The sequence below is a fragment of the Cytophagia bacterium CHB2 genome (assembly GCA_030263535.1).
Classification (GTDB): Bacteria; Zhuqueibacterota; Zhuqueibacteria; order Zhuqueibacterales; family Zhuqueibacteraceae; genus Coneutiohabitans.
In genome coordinates this window covers 1-19,764 of the sequence record SZPB01000006.1, presented here as the reverse complement: position 1 = coordinate 19,764, position 19,764 = coordinate 1, and the positions used below count along the sequence as shown (strand labels likewise).

Annotated in this window: 8 protein-coding genes and 1 pseudogene; 2 read left to right on the top strand and 7 right to left on the bottom strand. The window is 57.0% G+C overall.

Going from position 1 to position 19,764, the window contains the following annotated elements:
* Positions 1–205: 205 nt before the first annotated feature.
* The gene (locus FBQ85_01475; GenBank protein ID MDL1873834.1) at positions 206–1,720 is read left to right on the top strand and encodes a trypsin-like peptidase domain-containing protein; all 1,515 of its coding nucleotides are present in this window, start codon (positions 206–208) and stop codon (positions 1,718–1,720) included.
* Positions 1,721–1,818: 98 nt separating this feature from the next.
* Here the strand turns inward: FBQ85_01475 and FBQ85_01470 are convergent, their stop codons facing one another.
* The 7 genes and pseudogenes from FBQ85_01470 to FBQ85_01440 form a co-directional block, all read right to left on the bottom strand.
* The gene (locus FBQ85_01470; protein ID MDL1873833.1) at positions 1,819–6,066 is read right to left on the bottom strand and encodes a CHAT domain-containing protein; all 4,248 of its coding nucleotides are present in this window, start codon (positions 6,064–6,066) and stop codon (positions 1,819–1,821) included.
* 375 nt (positions 6,067–6,441) lie between these two features.
* A pseudogene (locus FBQ85_01465) lies at positions 6,442–7,047 on the bottom strand (glycoside hydrolase family 19 protein).
* A gap of 43 nt (positions 7,048–7,090) precedes the next feature.
* Complete coding sequence (locus tag FBQ85_01460) at positions 7,091–12,079, bottom strand: hypothetical protein (protein ID MDL1873832.1); 4,989 nt, start codon at positions 12,077–12,079, stop codon at positions 7,091–7,093.
* A 73-nt stretch (positions 12,080–12,152) separates the two neighbouring features.
* Complete coding sequence (locus FBQ85_01455) at positions 12,153–13,910, bottom strand: CHAT domain-containing protein (GenBank protein ID MDL1873831.1); 1,758 nt, start codon at positions 13,908–13,910, stop codon at positions 12,153–12,155.
* 123 nt (positions 13,911–14,033) lie between these two features.
* The gene (locus FBQ85_01450) at positions 14,034–17,312 is read right to left on the bottom strand and encodes an alpha/beta fold hydrolase (protein MDL1873830.1); all 3,279 of its coding nucleotides are present in this window, start codon (positions 17,310–17,312) and stop codon (positions 14,034–14,036) included.
* A complete protein-coding gene (locus FBQ85_01445; protein ID MDL1873829.1) occupies positions 17,269–18,240 on the bottom strand; it encodes a radical SAM protein in 972 nt (323 codons plus the stop codon). Before FBQ85_01445 ends, FBQ85_01450 begins: the two co-directional genes overlap by 44 nt.
* A 56-nt stretch (positions 18,241–18,296) precedes the next feature.
* Positions 18,297–18,665 carry a PqqD family protein gene (locus tag FBQ85_01440; GenBank protein ID MDL1873828.1) on the bottom strand — a complete coding sequence of 123 codons (369 nt, stop codon included), beginning with the start codon at positions 18,663–18,665 and terminating at the stop codon, positions 18,297–18,299.
* Between FBQ85_01440 and FBQ85_01435 the strand changes: the two genes are divergently transcribed.
* Positions 18,603–19,764 (top strand): hypothetical protein (locus tag FBQ85_01435; GenBank protein MDL1873827.1); only part of this gene is annotated, 1,162 nt, incomplete at its 3' end. The two genes, FBQ85_01440 and FBQ85_01435, sit on opposite strands and share 63 nt — an antisense overlap.

The following is a 19,764-nucleotide window of genomic DNA, read 5'->3' as shown; positions in this document are numbered from 1 at the left end:
GTATCACAAGGCTTGCGGCCCGCTTTGCTCAATCAGCCGGTGTATATTCCGTTCGTTCAATTTTTACCGTCACCTTGGGTGCGATTCCTTCTCTTATCTTTCTCTTTGCATGGTTTGTCGCACCCATATGTCCTACCTCACATTTCTCATGGGTGAACGTACCCATCGTGTTGCATTTGCGTGAACTTTTCTAGGAGATAACCACGTGCCAACTCTCCCCAAATCACCAGGAGTGCTTTACCGTTTTTTGAGTGCTCGCGGACTTACCTTCCTGTTATTCGCTTTGATGCTGGCGATTTCGCCCGCCGCGGGTCAGCAAGAATCCGTGGTGCTGGTGCATGCCGGCAAAGCCTCCGGCTACGGCGTGGCTTACGGCAATCCGGGCAATATCGTCACCGCGCTTCACGTTGTAGCCGGGCGCTCGCCGATAACCGTGGTGTGGAAAAACCAAAAATTTTCTGCGGCGATTGAAAAAACCTATAAACCGGCTGATTTAGCCCTCCTGCGCTTGCAGGCCTCTCCCCCGCCCAACATCCCGGCGTTGAAAATTTATCCAGGCAATCCTCCGTTGGACACGCCACTCAATTTTTGGGAAGCGCCGGAAAAAATGTTTCGCATGGATAAGAAAGAAACCAAGCTCAATCGCGCCGTGCCGCTGGAGCAATTGGATAATCGCCTCGAGCGAAACTCGGCAGCCCTGGCGCAAGCGCTCTGCTCAGACGGCCAGAGCAATTATCCAACCTTGAAAACCAGTGTTTTTAAGTTTGAGGAAAAGAACATCAGAAAAGCGCATTCCGGCTCGCCCTTGACTTTTCAGGGACACATCGTCGGCCTGGTTGACGGCGGTCCTCCGATTAACGGCAAAGGTTTTATCTGGGCCATTCCAGCAGCCGGCAATTTTGCCAGATTATTGAGCGAGGGCTCGACCGCCATTCCTCGCAGCGCCTGTAGCTCCGAACGGCTGTACAGCGGCCTGCGCGCCGACAATCCGCATTTGGAAAATGATCCGGTGCTGGCGGAATTGGCGGAGAACGAGCCTTTTACGTTTGTCGATGACAACGGCAATACCATCGTCTTTACCCACGAGTACCGTGCGACTTGTAAGGACGTCTATGACACCATGTTCGAAGAAGAGCAAGCGTATATTCGTGATCTGGTAACGGAAAATGAAGCGTCCTTTGACGAAGGCGAACGGGCAACCCTATACGATTTGTATGAACAGCTCATCGACGTCTATCAAGAAGAGAATACCGGCGCCTCCATTGCTATTCCGGCGCAAAGCGACTTGAGTATTGAAAAAAGCGAAGGCCACACTCTGATCGAAGCCTCCAGTCCCTTCGAGGGCATCACCATGATTATTTTTGCGCGCAGCAATAACTCTCTCGAAGAAAGCCGGGCCGCGATGACATGGTTTGAAAGTTATATTCTCAGTGACCGCGAGGACTGGGCTACCGATCCTGAAGATGAGGATGAGATCGATGATTTTCTGGATGATGAAGAGGAGCCTTACTACAGCAAGCTCATGGGACGAGCCGCCGTGGATGAGAACGGCGATCCTGTCGCAGAGCTTTTTGCTTCTCTCACCATTGATGGAGATGATTTTCTCGGGGTTGTCGTCAAGGTGAACGATTGGCAAACGGTGGATGATGACAAGGAGGAACGGCTGTTCTACTATATGATGGAAGCCTGCGCGATGCTGACGGATTTTGCCTACTATTGAGTCAAGCCCAGTTCGCTTGCTCACGGAATTAGAAATCCCACAGACACGCAATCCAAGCTTTCTGTGGGATTTCTTTTTTCTGGGCGATGCCAATTGACTCATCTGATGATTTCATACCGTTCTTCCTCCTCCCGCGTCAGCCGGTAAACCGGCGCAGTTTTTAACCATTCAAAAATCGTTCTGGACGTCCACCAGAGAATGGCATAGCCGTCATCCGAGGCAGTAATAATGTATTTGCCGTTGAAGGAAAAATTCGCCGAATTCACGGGCAGCGTATGTTTGCCGTAATTGGCCAGCAGCTCACCGCGCATATTCCAGAGCTTGGCGCTGGCATCGATGGAAGCCGTGAGAACCTGCTGACCATCTGATGAAAATGCCACTGCCTTGACACCATATTTGTGCGCAAGACTTTCGAGCAAATTTCCCTGCTCATTCCACAACTTGACGGTATTTCCCGCGGTCACCAGCAAACGTTTTCCCGAAGCCGGAGAGAACGCAACCATCCGCACGTTCTCACCATGCTTGAAAGATTGCGCCGCAAAAGGCTTCTCTGCTTGCCACAACCGGGCAACGCTGTCGGCGCAGGCCGTGAGTATCTGATTCCCGTCCGGAGAAAAAGCGGCCGCGTAAACTTCATCATGGTGCTTGAAGACTTTGATCGAATCGCCGCTGGCGTTCCACAAAGTCACCGCGCTGTCCGAAGAAACCGTCAGGATTTGGCGGCCACTCGGGGAAAAGGCAACCGCCATCACTTCACCAGGATGCTGAAGCGCATATAGCGGAGAGCCGCCTGCCGTCCACAATCTCGCGGTGCTGTCGCGCGCAGCCGTGAGAATGCGGCTGCCCTCATCCGGCGAAAAAATTGCAGATTGCACTTCCCCGCGATGCGGCAAATTTAGCACGCGCGCCTCTTCAAACAGCCACAATCGCGCATTGCCATCTCGTGAGGCCGTGAGAATTCGTTTTCCATCAGGAGAAAAGGCCGCCGCGTTCACGACATCACCATGCGCGAGGCTGTCAAGCAGCACGCCGCGTTCATCCCAAAGCCGGGCAAAGCCATCATGCGAGGCCGTGACGATATGCTTGCGGTCAGGAGAGAAGCCGGCTGCGGTAACGCCCAAACCGTGCTGCGGCAGACGATGCACAAACTTCTGCGAAAGATCCCAAAGCTTTGCCGTGTGATCGTTGGCCGCCGTGAGAATCTGCGCGCCATCGGGTGAGAAAACCGCGTGGTTCACTTCGCCGCGGTATTTGAAATCGCCGAGAAAATTTCCCTGCTCATCCCAAAACTTGATGGTGCTGAGACTGTCGACCGTGACAGTCAACAAACGCTTGCCGTCAGGTGAAATGGCAGCGGCGACAACGCTGCTATCGATACTCCGCAGTATGTTGCCTTCACCATCGAGCAGCATGGCAATTCCATAAGATGAAATAGTCGCCACACGCTGCTGGTTGGCGGCAGGGATGACCTGATACGTTTCCTCCTCTTGTTTAAGGCGTTGGATGAGCGCGCGAAACTTCTCATCCTCGCTGCCGGCAAACGTTTTTAGAATGCGCATGCCGTCGGTTGAAAAATCGGAGAGATCAGCCGCGTGGCCGGCAGGCAGCGTATCGCTATCAACCAGCTTGCCATTCATTTCCCACAGCTTCACCATGCCGTTGGCCAGGGTCATGACTTGTTTGCCGTTCGGAGAGAACGCCGCGGATTCGACTTCATAGCCCTCGTGATCAAAGGCCTGCAGCAAATTTCCGTGTTCATCCCACAGCTTGGCGAAACCGTCCTCCGAGGCGGTGAGAATGCGCCGGCCATCCGGAGCGATGGCCGCGGAGGTGACATGCTTGTCGTGGGAATAGCTTGCCTCATAAAACGGCCAGAGTTCTTGCGAATGAAAAATCTCGCTCAATGTGCGAGTGACGGTGGCTGGTGAATTCGCGCCCAAAATCGCATATGCCGCCTCAGCAACCCGCAGCGCTTTGGTATTGTCAGTCTTGAAGAGATCTTTCGCAGCAAACGCCAGTTGATTCGCCTTGGAGCGTTTGTAATTGCGCTCCGACACCTGCCACTGCCAGCCCGCCAGCACGGCAAACAGAAGAATGCACACGGCCAAAACATTGCGGATGACCCGATTGCGCTTGCGTTCGCGCTCGCGTTGCGCCTTGCGCTCACGGCTGATTTGCAGCAGGCGTTCTTCATCGGCATCAAATTGCCGCATCCCCTCCCTGCCCTTTTCAGCCATTTCCAGATCAGCGTCATTCAGCCAAATGTCTTTTGCATTGGCGCGAAATTCCTCGATTCTGCTGTTTAAAATGCGCGCGGCTTGCTGCCCGGGCTTGACGGAGTTGCTGTATTCTTTGATCACGATCGGCGCGAGCAGCGCATGCGCCAAACCGGTGCCGCGCGGCGGAACATCCGTGAGCAGGTAAAGATCGCGGCATTTGTCCAGAAGTTGATCAAGCAAATGCTGCCGGCCATGATAAATTTTTTGCAGTTGCTCGGTGCTGAGACTCACCGCATTGCCGGAGGGCGTGGTATGCCGGTAAAGCAAATCCAACACCAACCCGGACTCCACCACACGGCTCTGCCAAATATTAAGCTGCTCGATCTGTTGTTTGAAAAATTCGCCGACCAGGCCGCCAGCTTGCTTAAGTTCTTGATACTGCCGCACGCTCAAGCGCGGCGCTTTGGCGTTTTCCTTGATCGCGGCCCGCCATAACCCGGTCAACACAATTTGCAGCATCGGCGCCAGCGGCGATTCCTCGCTTTCCAAAAGATCGCCGGCAATGATCTCAGGCAGATTGACGCTTTTGTTTCTATCAATCTCCAAATGAAACTGCGTTTGCGTGGCAGGATGCCGGGTAACGCCTTCCACGGCTTCGACGATTCCTTCCCAACTCAGCGGCGCAAGAAACATTTCTGCAAAGGGCAGCGACTGAACTTGCAGAGTTTCGCGCAGCGGGCCGTGAGATTCTTCGCGGCAACTGAGCAGGAGTTTTCCCTTGGGGTGCTTTTCTGTTTGTGTAAAAATCTGCTGCACGATATTCAAAAAGCCTGGCAGTGCCTCAGCGGGAACGGCCTCGCCTCGCTCAGGATGCGTCAGATTGTTCTCCACCTCATCAAGCACGAGCAACAGCGGCCGATTGGTTTTCTGTTCAATTCGAAGCCAATACTCGGCAATCGTCACTGTTTCTGCGGTCAACGCCGCAAGCTGCTGCCGCGCTTTTTCCAACACTTGCCGGGCGAATCCCGAGCTTTCGCTCATGGCTTTTTGCAGATCTGAGAGCTTGAGACGAAGTTCCTCTTGCCCGCGGGATTGCAGCGGCGGCAATCCGCATTCATCGCCTGTGTCCTGCAGAGCCTGCGTTAGTGTGTCAGCCAAACTTTTGCCGGGAAGGCAGCGCACGTATTTGATCGTGTAATCACTTTCGAGGCGCGGCATCAGCCCGGCCTGCAGCAAGGAGGATTTGCCCACGCCGGCTTTGCCGTAAAAAAGAAGAATTGGTTGACTACCGGCAGTGATTTGTGTATGCAGCTTTCGAATCTCTTCGCCGCGCCCGAAAAAGATCGCCGCATCCTCTTGCTTGAAATCTTTCAGCCAGATGAAGGGCGCGGCCGGCAGCCGGCGATAATAACTTTCCGGCAGCGGCAAACCAAACAGCGGCTGATTGGCAGCCGCCGGCAGGTTCCAATTCTTGACAATCTCTGCGCCTTCGCGATAGTAAATCTCCCACGGCAAGCGGGTCTCGGCTTCTTCCTCCGCAATGCCCTCGCCGTGCATCCCGCGGAAATTCGCCGTGTCTGTCTCGATGTTGATCTGATCGATCGCTTCTGCCCAGGCGCGTTCGATCGCGAGGCCGGCAGCCAATCCCCGGTAAAATCGCCCGGAGAGATTGGTTGCCACGGCATCATTGATTTTCTGCGACGTTCCGATCACCGCCGGAACACCTGCTTCGGTCAAATCCAGCGCCTGTTGTCGCGAGCTGCAGCCGTTCAAGAAAACCAGTTGCAGGCCTTTTTGCCGGGCGAGAAACGAAACCAGGCCTTCGCTGCGCGCGATGGCGTGCTCGCCGCTCAGTGATTCGAGCAAAAGCTCGTAGCTGTCGGCATGGCCGCCGTAGTGAAAAATGGCAATGCGATCCTGATATTCCTGAAACACATCGAGTATGTTTTCCACCGTCGTGTTTGAGCGCTCGACGATTTCACACAGCCCGGCCTGCCGCGCTTTCTGCAGCGCCTTGCGAATGCCGTCCAGCTCGGTGGGCAAATTGCGCAAGTACGCGCCGCCTTCGACGCGATCTTGCGCAAAGGCGAGGAAGATGACGGGTTTGTCAGATAAAATCGCTGGCATTGATTATTTGCGGCGTGATGCAGATTTGCGCTTGCCCTTTGCTTTTGCCGGTTTCCGGGTTTTGCTGCTGGTTTTCTTACTGACCTTCTTTTTCTCAGCTTTCTTCTTGCTGACTTTCTTTTTACCAGCCTTCTTCTTACCAGCCTTCTTCTTTACAACTTTCTTCTTTGCAGCCTTCTTCGGACTGGCTTTTTTCCCGGCAGTTCTCTTCTTTGCCGGCTCTGGGGGCGTGAGCGCAGCCCCGCGTGTTCGCGGTTTGCTTTGCTCAACCGGCATCTCCTCCTCAAGAGCTTCGACTCCGCGCGTGAACAGCGGCGGCAATTGAATATTGCGTTCAGATTCCGGAATCCCCATGCTGCGGGTTACCGGCACACCCAGCACTTGTTTGGCGCGGGTGTAGTATTTCACGCGATCCTCCAGGCCCTTCAATCCGCCATTGATCCGCTTGGTGATGGTTTCGAACATTCCGCCGTCGGCTAGCTCGTTCAGGCCGTTCTCGCGCCAATACAAACCGGCAATGCGAAATCCCACTTCCGGCGTCGCGGCTTTGTCAGGATCGTTGATGAGATCGACGTTAAGGCGGCTGCCGTATTTCTGATAGTTCTCGCGTCCGGTAATTTGAATCGGGCCGCGGCCGCGAAAGCGCCAGCCGTCGCCGCTCGCTTCATCGCCGTTGCCAATGCGGTTGGCATAAACATAGCTCGCGATCTTTTGCGGGTTGCGCTCATACTGCTGTGCTTTTGCGGCATCGAAGCGTTTGGGCCAGGTGGCCATCAAGCCCTTGGCGCCGTAGTTGAGATTCTCTACGAAGATGTTCAATTCGCCGGACTCGTGGGCGATTTGCGCCAAAAACGCGGCTTCGCGCTTGGGTGTGTTCACGCCGAACTCGTTTAGCGCGCTTTGCAGCGAGGGCAGAAATGCCGTGCGCTTGGCATCCGAAAGCTTGGGCATGATTTGTTTCAATGAATCGTCGGTGATCATGGTGTTTCCTTTTTCTGGTAACCTGCGTCAACGAGAAAGAAAATTATCGTCTTGGTATTCGCACATACACCCACTCCAATACGCCTTGATTGGGGGAACGCGGCCGGCGCAATTTCTCAAACTTGTGTGGGGCAAGAATTTTGTCGCCCGTCGCTTTCAGATAGAACTTCGGCGGCTCTTCGACCAATCCCGCCTCTCCCTCAAGACGATAACCGAACAGATAAGCATAGACTTCGAAAATGTTGTGGAACGGCAAATATTCTGCATTGTGCTGCGTGAACTTCGCAGAGGTCAAATAATCGAGATCGTGAAGATGAACGCTGGTATCGCCAACAACTTCGCTCAGCAACTTTTCCACGGCGTCTCTCCTGCCGAATTCAAAGGAGCTTAGATAGCCAAGATTTCGCAGGCGGATGGTCTGGTCTTTCGCGCCGGAGGCCAGGATTTTCCCGGCGGGATCAAAAGCAACACTGGTCACCGGCGCTGTGTGCATGCGAATAACATCAAGCTCACGGCCGGATTGCACTTCCCATAATCGTACCGTCTGGTCCCAAGAGCCGGAAGCCAGGCGTGTGCCATCGGAATTGAAAGCCACGGTCAGCACGGGGCCACGATGTCCGATGAGCCGCTTTGCGTGGCCGGTTCTGAAGTTCCAAAGGTGCACGGAGTTGTCCCACGAAGCAGTCGCCAGCGTGTTGCCCTCCGGGCTGAAGGCTATGCTCCACACGCCGTTTTTGTGGCCGTCATAGGTTTTTAAAAGTTCCAACTCGCCTTCCTTGAGCAGCCATATGTGAACGAGCTTGTCGCTGCCCGCGGAAGCCAGGAGATTGCTCTCCGGGCCAAAGGCAACACTACGGATCTTGTCATTGTGGGCGACCACGCTGAATGGCTTGGGCGCGCGCGCCTGCAAATTCCACAGGCGAATCTTGCCGTCGCTCGATCCCGAAGCCAGGTATCTTCCATCGCGGCTGATGGCCAGACTCAAACCGTCTCCGTGATGCCCGGTAAGCTCTGAGATTCTGCCCGATTTCATATCCCACAATCTAATGAAATCATCTTCCGCACCGAAGGACAGGAGTGAATCATTCGGAGTAAACGCCAGACTCAACAGGGCTGCGGCACCTCCGACTCTGCGGACAAGTCCACCGGCGAAGCCGTCGAACATTTCCCAGCGGCGCAGGCGGTGATCTTCTGCAGTAGAAACCAAGTACCGGCCGGACGGGCTAAACGACAAGCCGCTCACGGCCGACTCATTGCTCAGGAGGACATTTTGGTTGGCGCTTTCTTGGACATTCCAAAGACGAATGCTCTTATCCCACGAGGCCGAGGCCAGCACTGTCCGAGTGGAATCATGATTGAAGGCAACGCTGAGAACCTTGTCGTGATGTCCGTCAAACGAAACCAATTCGCTGGCGGCTTGGATATCCCAAATCCGAACGGTTTTATCGCCGGAGCCGGAGGCCAAAAAGTCGCCACTATGATTGAAGGCCACACTGAGCACGTCATCTTCATGGCCGCTCAACTCCAGCATCAAGTTGAGGTCCAATTCCTTGGGAGTTCTGATGCCCGGTCCATAGACGAGCAATTTTCGCGTTTCTTTTTTTACGGCATCTTCCATCAGCGCAGCTTGATAGCGATTTGTTGGCACTTCACCAATTTTGCGTTTTATGCTCTCCAAGAAAGCGACTTCTCCGGTAAACCAGTCATCTTCCATGCTGCGTAATGCACTCAGAATCTCGTCTGGAACTTTGATGGTCAATTTCTCAAAAGAACGCTTGGTCAACTTATAGCTCACGGTGCCGGTGGGCAGGAATTTCCACGGCCCGGGCGACGATTTCGTGAAATCGAGCAATGACTTTTTCCAAATTCGAATCTGATCGTCACTGGAAGCAGTTGCCAGACGGGTTCCCGCACGGTCGAAGGCCAAAGAATTGACGGCTTTGTCGTGAGCAATCCAGCTCGTTATTCTTTGCTGAGATTCGAGGTCCCAGAAGGTTATCATGCCCAGGCTGTCGCCGGAGACCATCAGATTGTTTCTGGGATGAAAGGCGACAGTTTGAACGCTGCTGCCAAGCTTTGCCGGAGCATTGTCGCTGGCCTGGAATTCGGCATGACCGGTCACTTCAGTGTTTCTTTGCCAGAGGCGAACAGTTCTGTCTGCCGAACCCGAGGCGATAAAAGCTGCGCTGTGATCGATGGCAACACATTTTACTGCGCCGGTGTGTCCGGTTAGCGAATCCGCCAGCGTCCTCTGTTGCACTTCCCATATCCGCACGGTCTTATCCTCGCCGCCGGAGATCAGAAGCATTCCATCGTGACTAAAGGCGAGGCTCAAGACCGCACCTCTGTGGCCCGGCAATCGATGCAGCTGCTCACCGGTAAAACGATTCCACAGCAACACTGATCCATCGTGCGAACCGGAGGCCAACAATGAATCATTCGGACTGATGGCCACGCAGTTAACCTTGTCCCAATGCCCGGCATTTGCGCCAAGTTCTTTGCCGGTGTTGGCATCCCACAACCGAATGCTGCGGTCGCTGGAGCCGGACAACAAAAGCACGCCTTTGCTGTCATCTGGATTGAAGGCGAGAGTTCGTACCGCACCGTCATGGTCATGCAGACGATGCTTTGCTGTTCCAGAATCGATATCCCAAATTCCAATAGTGGAATCTTGCGAAGCCGAAGCCAAGAGCCTGCCATCCGGGCTAAAGGCAATCTTTAGCACCTCGCCCCTGTGTCCGGCTAACGTGTGCTTGGGTGACTGCTGCTGCACATCCCAGAGATGAATCATCGTGTCCTTTGCGCCGGATGCCAAAACCTTTCCATCCGGACTAAACGCCACCGAAGAAACCGCGCGTTGATGTCCCGACAAAGTGCCGATGATCCTGCCAGTCTTCACTTCCCACAAACGAACGGCGCCATCTTGGGATCCTGCGGCGAGCAGTTTACCATTGGGGCTGAAGGCCAGCGTCTCCACCGCACCGCCGGTGCTGCGAATAACACGCAGGGTGTCGAAAATGGCAACCGGCCTGATGAATGGGAAAAATCTGCTCAAGGATGCGCGCAGGAAGCCCGGAGTTGCAAGATTCCACAACCGGATGCTGCCGTTGCGCGCAGAAGAGGCCAGCATTCGGTCATCGGGGCCGAATGCCACGCTGCGAATATCAGCCTGCTGCGCATTCCATGCTTGCACGAGAGTATCCGCCGCAAGCTCCCACAATTTGATGGTATCTTGTGAGGCCGAGGCAAGCCATCTGCCGTTATTACAAAAATCAATGGCGGCAATGCCGGCAGTATGGCCGCGCAGAGAATTCAGTTCGGCGCCGGTCACCATGTCGCAGAAGCGGATGGTTCCGTCATCGGAGGCAATGGCGAGGAGCTTGCCCTCCGGGCTGAATTCAGTCTGCCGGATTTCGTTCAAAGTACCCGGCGAGCACCAAAGCTGTTGATAGATTCCGGCAGCAATTCCCTGCCGGATGAGTCTTTCCTGAGAAAGCGGCAGGCTTTTTTGATTGTCCTGGCCAAGCGCCGCGAGCGTGTACAGCCACGATTTCTGCAACTCGCGGGGCTCCAGGTCCTGCAACGCGCGGCCGGCTTTTTCTTCGAATTGTTTGGCACGGCTGAAATTGTCGTCGTAGTATTTGAGATTCTGCACATTCCGCTTTTGAATAAAAGCCACAATCGCCAAAATGAGAAAGACGGCGCCAATTGCAGCCGTCCCGGCCAGCACCCGCCGTTGCTTGCGTTTGGATGCTGATTTGCTTTTTTCGACAAAAGCGGCCGTCTCCCGGCTCAGTTTCAATTTATCGAGATAGGGATCGATATAATTGATTTCTTCCTTATTCAACAGCGTATGCGTCTGGTCGAAAGCCGCGAAACGATCGTTAATGAGCTTTTGAACTTTCAACAAGTTTTTCCGCTCGAGGCTGCGCCTCTCGTTAATGCGCCCGGCAAGCGTATCGTGGGAAAGCTCATACACGCCCTCGAGATTTCGCAGAATTCGGCTGCGCTCCAACGCCGCCAAACCAGCGTCAATGACAGGATCCGTCATTTGCAGCTTGGTGGAGAGCTCTGCACGCAACACCGGCTGCTTGGTTCCTTCCAGGGTGGTGAATTCTTCGAGAATGAGTTGCACCGCTTCCGGGGGTGTTTGCCGGAATTTTGCGGCAAGTTCTCTTTGAATGGCACGGGTCTGTTCCTCCAGAAAATCAACCATCACATCGCCCAGGGCGCCGGTTTGCCGCACCAATCGTTCGGTGAAGACGATGGGTGTTTGGCTGCCTCCCACGCCGCCATTCTGCTCGGCGGCGGCCTTGCGATAGAGCTTGTCAAGGTAGACCTGCAGGTAGGAAAGCTGCACGCCGGCGCGACCGTCGCTCAAGTTGTCGATAATCTGTTGCACCGTCGCCTCGCCCGCTTCAAACTGCAGGCCAAAAGCAGCGGTGGTCCCGGTGATCACCTGCTGCACATTTTGTAGATTCATCGGTTCCACGCGGAAGCGTTTGTTGAACAGCGAGGGCACCGCCTTTTCGAAGTTGTACAACATCGCGATGTACTCTTCGCGCATGACAATGATAATCTTGCAGGCGAGGTCGGATTTGAGTAGCGCGGCAATGGTGCGGATGAATGTCTGTTGTTCCTCGGGGGAACCGAGGATGAAGATTTCCTCGAATTGGTCGAAGATCAAATAGATCGGACGGAGATGATCGAGATACAACGATTGAATGGCCGCGGGAACAGCAGTCTCATCTGTAATTGGGGTTTCAGCGCGCCGTCGAATTTCGCGATGGAGCGAGATGTTGATGTTGTCTTTGCGCCGGACAAACACTTCGAACCAATCGGTGGGCTTGAAACGATTGGCCAGGCCGCATTGAATCAAACTGGTCTTGCCCGTGCCCGACTGGCCGTAAACCAGCACCAGATTCGTTTGAAAAATGAGTTTGTAAAGCTGCTCGATCTCCTCCGTGCGGCCGAAGAAGATTTCTTTGTCTTGGCGATCGTAGGCATCGAGAAATTTGAAGGGAGATGTCATGGCGGCTCGAAAAATAATTTAGGTCGAAATAGACTGCTTATGCGATTGTTGGGATTTAATAAACTGAATCATCTTATTTGTTCGACATGGCCTGTCGAAATTCTTCAAATTGCTTTTTGATTTGAGGATAGCGTTCCTCCGAGACAATCAACTCATCCTCGGCATTGTCGACAAATCTGAAATGGAAGCTGTCATCTGCCGCATTATGGTGGGAATAGAAAAACAGCTTGGAATTTTGGTCGCCGGTGAAGGCGTTTTCGTCGATAATAAAAGGCGACAGGCTCAGGTATTCTTTGACATCTTCAACGGTTTTCAAAAGAATCACCGATTCGCTGTCGGTGAAGGCGGGATAGACTTCCTCGCTGTCCATGATTCCAGCGGTCACCCGGTCCAGCACGACCTGACTGTGGCGGTAGGCAGGATTTTTGTGACGGGGTTTGATGATATCAATCCTCTTGATGGCCGTGAGCTTATACTTGACCAGAAAAGCCAGGGCGGACATGATGGCACCCAAATGCTTTTCTGCCTGCCAACAAAAACTCTCGATCTCTTCGGCCGCCACTTTACCGCGCAGCAGCTCGGCTCGCATTTCTTCCATGAAACGATAGGCGTGGTCAAACTCCTCGAATTGCAGCACAGCGTTGAGATCAGAGAATTCTTCCACAAACGGCGCCACCTTATTTTCGTGAAGAATGTTCCCCACGGCGGCAATCAGCTTGACATAGTCGAACGTCGGCTGGCTTTCGGCGTTGAGCGCAAAAAAACTGTTGAGTTCCGCCAAATGCGCATCGCTGAACGTCAAGGCCGGATTGCCGTGCCGCGCATCCCAGAGTTGCGACAGCACGGCGAAGCAGAAGAGCTCGGCCACGGTTTCATAAGTCAGCACCAATTGCCGCAAGCGCTGCACGTCGATGGTATTGCCGGCAAAGAGCTTGCGCAATTGCTCGCCCACCGGCGCGGGAAAGCTGTCGATGATCTGCTGGCGCACCATGCGCAGGTCTTGCCGCTTGCTTTGTTTGGCGGCTTCCCACAAAACCCCCACCTCGGGGCTGTGCTTGGCCACGGCATTGAACAACGTTTCGATCAGCTCCGTGTTCACGGGCGCGCCAGCTTTAGCCGAAACCGCAGCGCCGCGGATGATCACCTGATGCTCGGCAGCTTCCGGCAGCGTCCAGGCGAGCGCCTCATTGCCGTTCTCATTGACATACAAACCCCACGGCATGCCGGTTGGCTGGGTTTCCTCCTTACCGGCCCAGTTCATGCCGCGAAACTCGCCGACTTCTTTTTCCTTGCCGTAACGCGTGGCGACAAACGCTTGGGCGGTTTGGAAGGCCTTTTGGATGCTGGCTTTATTCGCGAGCGCCTGATAAAATTGTTCGGCAAACTTGGTCGCCATTTCATCGTTAATGGGAACCGAAGTGGCGATGACCGCCTTGACACCGCCGGCAAACAGTTTCTCCACCTGATCCTGGGTGGCGCATCCGTTCAGGAAAACCAATTGCAATGCCTTTTGCTGACCCAGCAACTGCGCCAATCCAGCGGCATTTGCCATCTCCGCCGCGCCGCCGGTGGCCTCCAATTGCAGATGCGTGCCGCTGGCGTGGCCGCCGTAATGAAAAATTGCAATACGGTCGCTGTAGCGATTGCACAGATCAAAAATATCTTCAATCGAAGTATTCTCTTCCTTGTGCACCTGGATATATCCGCGATCATGATGCTGCTGCAGGGCTTTGAAGATGCTCTTCCGCTCGCGAATGATCATGTTGAGATAAGCATCCTGATCGTTGGAAAAGGCCACAACGATGAGGGGTTTGGCGTTGGTTTCGCTCATGAAGCAGTTCCTTTGGTAATTGGCGCACGGACCGCGTGGAAATCATAAAGCAGCAAGGATAACAAAAAAAACTAAAAATCTACACGAATTCGTGCATTTCGCGGTATCCGTGTTCAAAAAATCTCACCATTTCACCGCTGTCAGCGCATTCTTTCCGGCTTCAGAAATAAAGTAATTCAAATGATGACACGCGACGTTCTCCCGAATCGGCATGGGGTTGCGCGAGCCCTCGATGCCCAAAATGCTTTCGACGCCCACGGCAATGTCATGCGCGCCGCTGCCAAACAGAACATCAAAAACAATTCCTTTGCCGGCCTTTTCCAACAGCTTGGTAAAAAATCGGTCGGAAGGTTCTTCATACGCGTCCACATTGCCGGCGAGAATGATATAGCGCACGCCGGGGTCGCCGCTGCTGTTGAGCGCGGCCATGAACTCCGAAGCGGGATTCATCTGTTCCAACGTCGGCGTGATTTTTTTCGAGCGATTCAAGGCAAACAGAATCGCGCCGTTGAACGGAATCAACGCCGGCACATAATTCATCGCCACGCCGGTGAGCACGTTTAGAATCTTGCGCGCCGAATCGATCTTGCCGAAGGGCGAGCCGTTGTTGGGCGTGCCGCACATGACGAGATGATCGACCATGCTGTTGCCGCCTTCGCGCTCGATGAACCAGCGCGAGACCAGGCCGCCCATCGAATGCGCCAGCAGCGTGAGCTTTTTGTTGTCATTGGCGCCCAGGCCGGCTGCTTCGAGCTTTTTCTTGAGATCGAGCGCGGTCTCGGCAATCGGTGTGCTGAGGTTTTCGTAATCGTAAGTCAGCACGAGATCGAATTTTTTGTCGAGGCCGGAGGCATGCAGGCTCTTGGCGATGTTCTCAGAGTCGCCGATGATGCCGTGAATCAGTACGACGATGTTCTGTGCGGCATTCACTTTTTCGGCAAGCATGCTCTTGTGCTGCACGATTGCGCCGCCCTCCTTGAACTCCACCCAGCACAATTGATTGACGTTATCCTGCTTGAGATAGGTTTTGAAAAAGTACAGCTTCAGCGCCTTGCCCACGCTGCGGCGGTTGTCCGGAACTTCGGGAATGTGATCGATGCTGATGTGGGTGTTGCCCTGCTCATCTTTGAACGTATCGCCGCCGAGCATGACATGCTGGCCGTCGAACACGAACGGCAGAATGCCCTCGTCGGCGTTGAGCGGAACATTCACCTCGATTTCCAGCGGATTTTGTGCCAACGCTTCGGCGTTTTGAATATCGGTCAACTCCAGAATGTTCTCGCTGTCGCCGCGCGTGCCTGCGCTAAAATTGAGCATCTGCAACCCGCGGTGCTCGAACGCTTTGTAGAAATCAAAACCCTGGCCCGCGCCGCGCGTCCCGGTTGTGGCCGCGTTCAGGCTGAGATTGGCTTTGACGGAAGGATGGCCCTTGACGACGATCTTGCCTTTGGCCAGCGCGGTATCCTTTGCGCCCACCTGATCGAGCTGGCGGACGACTTTGATGCAGAGTTTTTTGGCAAACCATTCGTCTTGATACATCTTTGCTTGATCTTCCTCGCCCACGCCGCCCATGCCGCGCGTGGCAGGCAGATCTTCCCCAAAATTTTTCACATTTTTCTGCGCCAGCAAGAAATCGTCAATCTTTTCGGTGCTGACGATCAGTTTGAGGTTGTTGATTTCTTCCTTGACTTTATATTCCTGGCCCTCGATCATCGTGTCATCCAGGTCGAAGTAATGATCCGGCTGATCGCCCCACACGGTGACGTACTCCTCGCCCTGCGGCACCGGATCGTTTTTGATCTTGAAGATGCCATACTTCGACGAAAAATAGAGTACCAGAAAATGCAGGGGCTGTCTGGTGCGGTTGCGTATTTGAATCTTGCCGCGAATTTTCTTCCACTCCTTGCCGGATTTCACGTAATCCAGCGTCATCTCATCTTGTTCGTACTGATGCGGTTTGCCATTCTCCGGGGTTTCGGTGAAAACAAAATCGATTTCATCCTTGTTCATTTCAGAATGGTGATTCTGCAGCGCCAGAATCCGTTCCCATTGCACCACCGGCTTGAGGCCCTCATAGAAAATGGTTTTAGCCGATTGTTCGGAATAATCTTTGACGCCCAGAATCTTCACATTCGTTTCGCGTTGTTTCAGCACGAATTTCCCGCCCTCAGCAGCAAGCGCATAGCGCGTGCCTTCGGGGATGTCAGTCAACTCCACTCCCAGCGCCGCGCCCACTTCGGGTGTCAATGCTTTTTTCAACACTTCCGTGCCTTTGGCCTCACCTTCCAGGTAGACGAACACCGGCGCAGCCGGCATGTTGGTTATTTCGGCTTGATACTGCACCTCGGGGTCGATCTGGAAACCGGGTTCCAAAATACTAGTCTGCGGGCCGACTTTGACAATGGCGGCATTTCCCGCAAAACTTGCAGCATCATCGCCGCGATAAAGCGCGACCCTTACAACTTTGGTTGAATCCGTGGGAATTCCGGGCACCGGTGCCACCGCGCCCGCGTCGATTTTCCAAGCCTGGCTATCAACCTCGAAATAAACCCGATGGCGATGCGCCGCGCCGGAGGCGGCCCGGCCCAGGAAGCCGGCATAGGCATCAAAATTCTCGTAGGGTTCGAATTGGGGGCTTTGGTCTTCGGCGCGCGTGCGCACGGCGGCGCGGCAGCGCACAAATAAATCCGCGTAACTAATATTGCCGCCGGATTTGCTCAAAACTTCGATCAACGTGTCCGTAAACACACCGCTGGAGTTCACGGTTTCCTGGGCAAGCTGCGTGCGCTCACAGGCTGCCAATAAAATATGTTTGCTAGCCGGGATCGCCAACCGTTCTTTCTTCTTTTGCCGCTCCGCATAATAGCCGTCAACATAGCTCTCCAGCGGCCTTTCCTTTGTCACCTCGTGAGTGAGGCGGGCTTTCATTCCTTTAAAGGCGTTGACGTTCCGCGTGCCGGAACCGGAGTGGCAGCAATCCAGGAGAACGGCCACATGGGGGTCATTCTTCGCCAGTTCCGCCAGCAAGACGGCCAGTTCTTTGTCGGCCAGATCATAACCGCCGGGGCCGCGGCTGTCATAGCACACCAAGCCCTCATCCTTGCCGTCGGGATAAAATTCCTTGAACGCGGCGGCGGCCTCGTCCCAGGCCACGACCCGGTCGCCCTCGACGACGATCTCGGCAGGCAGTCCGTCCGGCGGCCGGAACGGCGTCTTCCACGGGGCTCCCTCCTCGACCGTCAGGACGAGGTCGGGAGGGGCGTCCCCGCCGGCGCGCCGCCGCGCCAGCCAGTCGAGCTCGGCCCCGGACGGCGGCGCCCCGGCCAGCGCGACCCGGCGGCCGCAGAGGAGGAACGCCTCAGGAGCCGTACAGCTCCCTCGCCTCCGCGGCGAGCCGGGCACGCCTCTCGGACGGCCCGTCGACGGTGAGGGCGTCGCCCGAGAGCTGGTGCGCGAGCGCCGGGCAGAACGGTGCTGCGGCGACGGCTCCCCCCTCCGCGAGGAGCATCGTCGTGGCCCGCGTGGCGGTCTCGGCCGCTTCCCTCCGCGCCGGCGAGCCTCTCCACATCTGGCGCAGCGGCGTCCGCCGGACGTTCCCGAGGGCGACGTGCCGCCACTGGACGCACGGGAAGACGTTCCCCTCCGGGTCGACGGCGAGCCCGATCCGGCCGACGCCGCACGCCGGCTCTCCCGGCTTCCGATCGCGCGCGGCGCGCAGCGCCGGGTACTCCGGCAGGGAGAGGACCGCTCGCATCCCCTCCTCGGTCGGCGCGAACGCGAGCGGCGAGAGATCGCCGTCGTCGCGAGGCGTGATCGAGAGGTCGAGGACGTACGGAAGGCCGCGGCCGCGCACGAGGGCGATCATCCCCGGGACCTCCCGCTCGTCGAGTCGCGTCACCGGCGTCTTCACCGTCACCCGGACGCCGCGCGAGAGGAGCCGATCGACCCCCGCCCACATCGCCGCGAAGGACCCGGGCCGACCCGTCGCGGCGTCGTGCGTCGCGGGCACGGCCCCGTGGACGCTCACCTCGACCGCCGCGGGGAGGAGCTCCGCGATCGCCTCCGCCCTCGTGTCGTCGACGAGGCTCGCGTTCGTCAGGACCCGCACGGCCAGCCCGCGCGAGCGGGCCGCGCGGGCGATCTCGAGGAAGCCGGGGTGGGCGAGCGGCTCGCCGCCCGTCAGGGAGACGGTCAGGATCCCCAGCTCGCGGAGGTCGCCGAGGAGGGCGACCCACTCCCCCGTCGTCAACGGCGAGCGGTCGTGGTGGCGCGGGTTGTAGCAGAAGACGCAGCGCCAGTTGCAGGCGTAGGTCAGCTCCAGGCTCGCCATGAGGGGCTGCTCGGCGGCGAGGGCCCGGGCGTTGAGCCGGGCCTGCCCGGCGCCGGTCACGGCGCGGGAGAGACGAGCTTCCTCGCCTCCATCCCGGTGAGGAAGGCCCGGACGTCGGACAGGGCCCGGTCCGGGGGGATCCCGAACGCCGCCGCCATGTCGCGCGCGATCTCCTCGTCGTCCGACCCGGCGACGCGCGACCAGACGAACGTGCCGGCCTCGTTCAGGCCAAGCGACCTCCCGGCGGAGAGGTCCACGACGACGGCCTCGCCGGCCACCGTCTGCCAGGCCACCCGGGGGTCGATCTTCCAGCGCATCGCGGCTCCCTGCTGCCTCAGCTCGCGGCGCTGTCGATGCTGCAGATGAAGTCGGTCTTGGTGCAGGCCAGCGTCAGCGCCGCCCGGACCTCGATCGGCTCCTCCCATGCGACCGCGGGCGGGTCGTACCGCCGCGCCGGCCCGTCGGCCTCCCCGTCCCGGCCGTCCGGCCGGCCCCGCGCCTTCTCGTCCATCGCTCCGCGCTCAGGGGGCCAGGTCGAAGGAGACCGGCGGTGTGCAGGGGCTCTTCTCCCGGTCGAGATAGGCCTCCACCTGCCAGGTCCCGTAGAGGGAGTTCTCCACCACCATCGTCCCTGCGACCGGGAGCGTAGCAGAGACGCTCCACCAGGTGCCCTTGCGGTCGGTCGTCTTCTGGAGCGTCCGGACCGGGACCGGACGGGGGTACCCCTCGAGGACCGCTTCCGTCGCCCCCGTCGCCCTCGGGTCGAGGGAGAACGGAACGGCGATCTCCTGGTAGAGGGCTCCCTTGGGAAGCAGCACGCGGAGCCTCAGGACGTGCTGGCCCGGCGGCGCCAGGGCGAAGACGACCCGGAACTCCAGGTCCTCGATCGCCGAGGCGGAGAAGGGGGTCCCGCCGCCCTTCCCCGCGGGCAGGGAATCGACCTTCACGCCGCTGCAGGCGAGCCCCTTCGTCTGTCCGGCGGCCTCGCCGGCACCGGGGTGAAGGCCGGGATCCTCAAGTGCGCCACCGACGAGCCGGGGGTCACGCCGGGGGTGGAGCGGGTGCTGAGGGCCGTGGCCCGGGCCCACCGGGAGACCGGGGCGCCAATCTCGACGCACACCCACGCCGGGACCCGGCGGGGCCTCGAGCAGCAGGCGATCTTCACCGAGGAGGGCGTCGACCTGTCGCGGGTCGTGATCGGGCACTCGGGCGACACCACCGACGTCGCGTACCTCGAGGAGCTGATCGCCAACGGCTCGTACCTCGGCATGGACCGGTTCGGCATCGACCTCGTCCCCTTCGAGGACCGGGCCGGGATCGTCGCCACCATGTGCGAGCGGGGCCACGCGGACCGGATGGTGCTCTCCCACGACGCCTCGTGCTTCATCGACTGGCTGCCCCACGACCTCCTGCCCGTCGTGATGCCGAACTGGCACTACCTCCACATCCACCACGAAGTCCTCCCGGCCCTGCGCGACCGCGGCGTGACCGAGGAGCAGATCCGGGCGATGCTCGTCGAGAACC

Coding starts and splice junctions, on each gene's coding strand:
- FBQ85_01470 (MDL1873833.1), bottom strand. CDS start 6,066: ATGCCAGCGATTTTATCTGACAAACCCGTCATCTTCCTCGCCTTTGCG.
- FBQ85_01460 (MDL1873832.1), bottom strand. CDS start 12,079: ATGACATCTCCCTTCAAATTTCTCGATGCCTACGATCGCCAAGACAAA.
- FBQ85_01455 (MDL1873831.1), bottom strand. CDS start 13,910: ATGAGCGAAACCAACGCCAAACCCCTCATCGTTGTGGCCTTTTCCAAC.
- FBQ85_01445 (MDL1873829.1), bottom strand. CDS start 18,240: ATGGCGAGCCTGGAGCTGACCTACGCCTGCAACTGGCGCTGCGTCTTC.
- FBQ85_01440 (MDL1873828.1), bottom strand. CDS start 18,665: ATGGGAGGAGCCGATCGAGGTCCGGGCGGCGCTGACGCTGGCCTGCAC.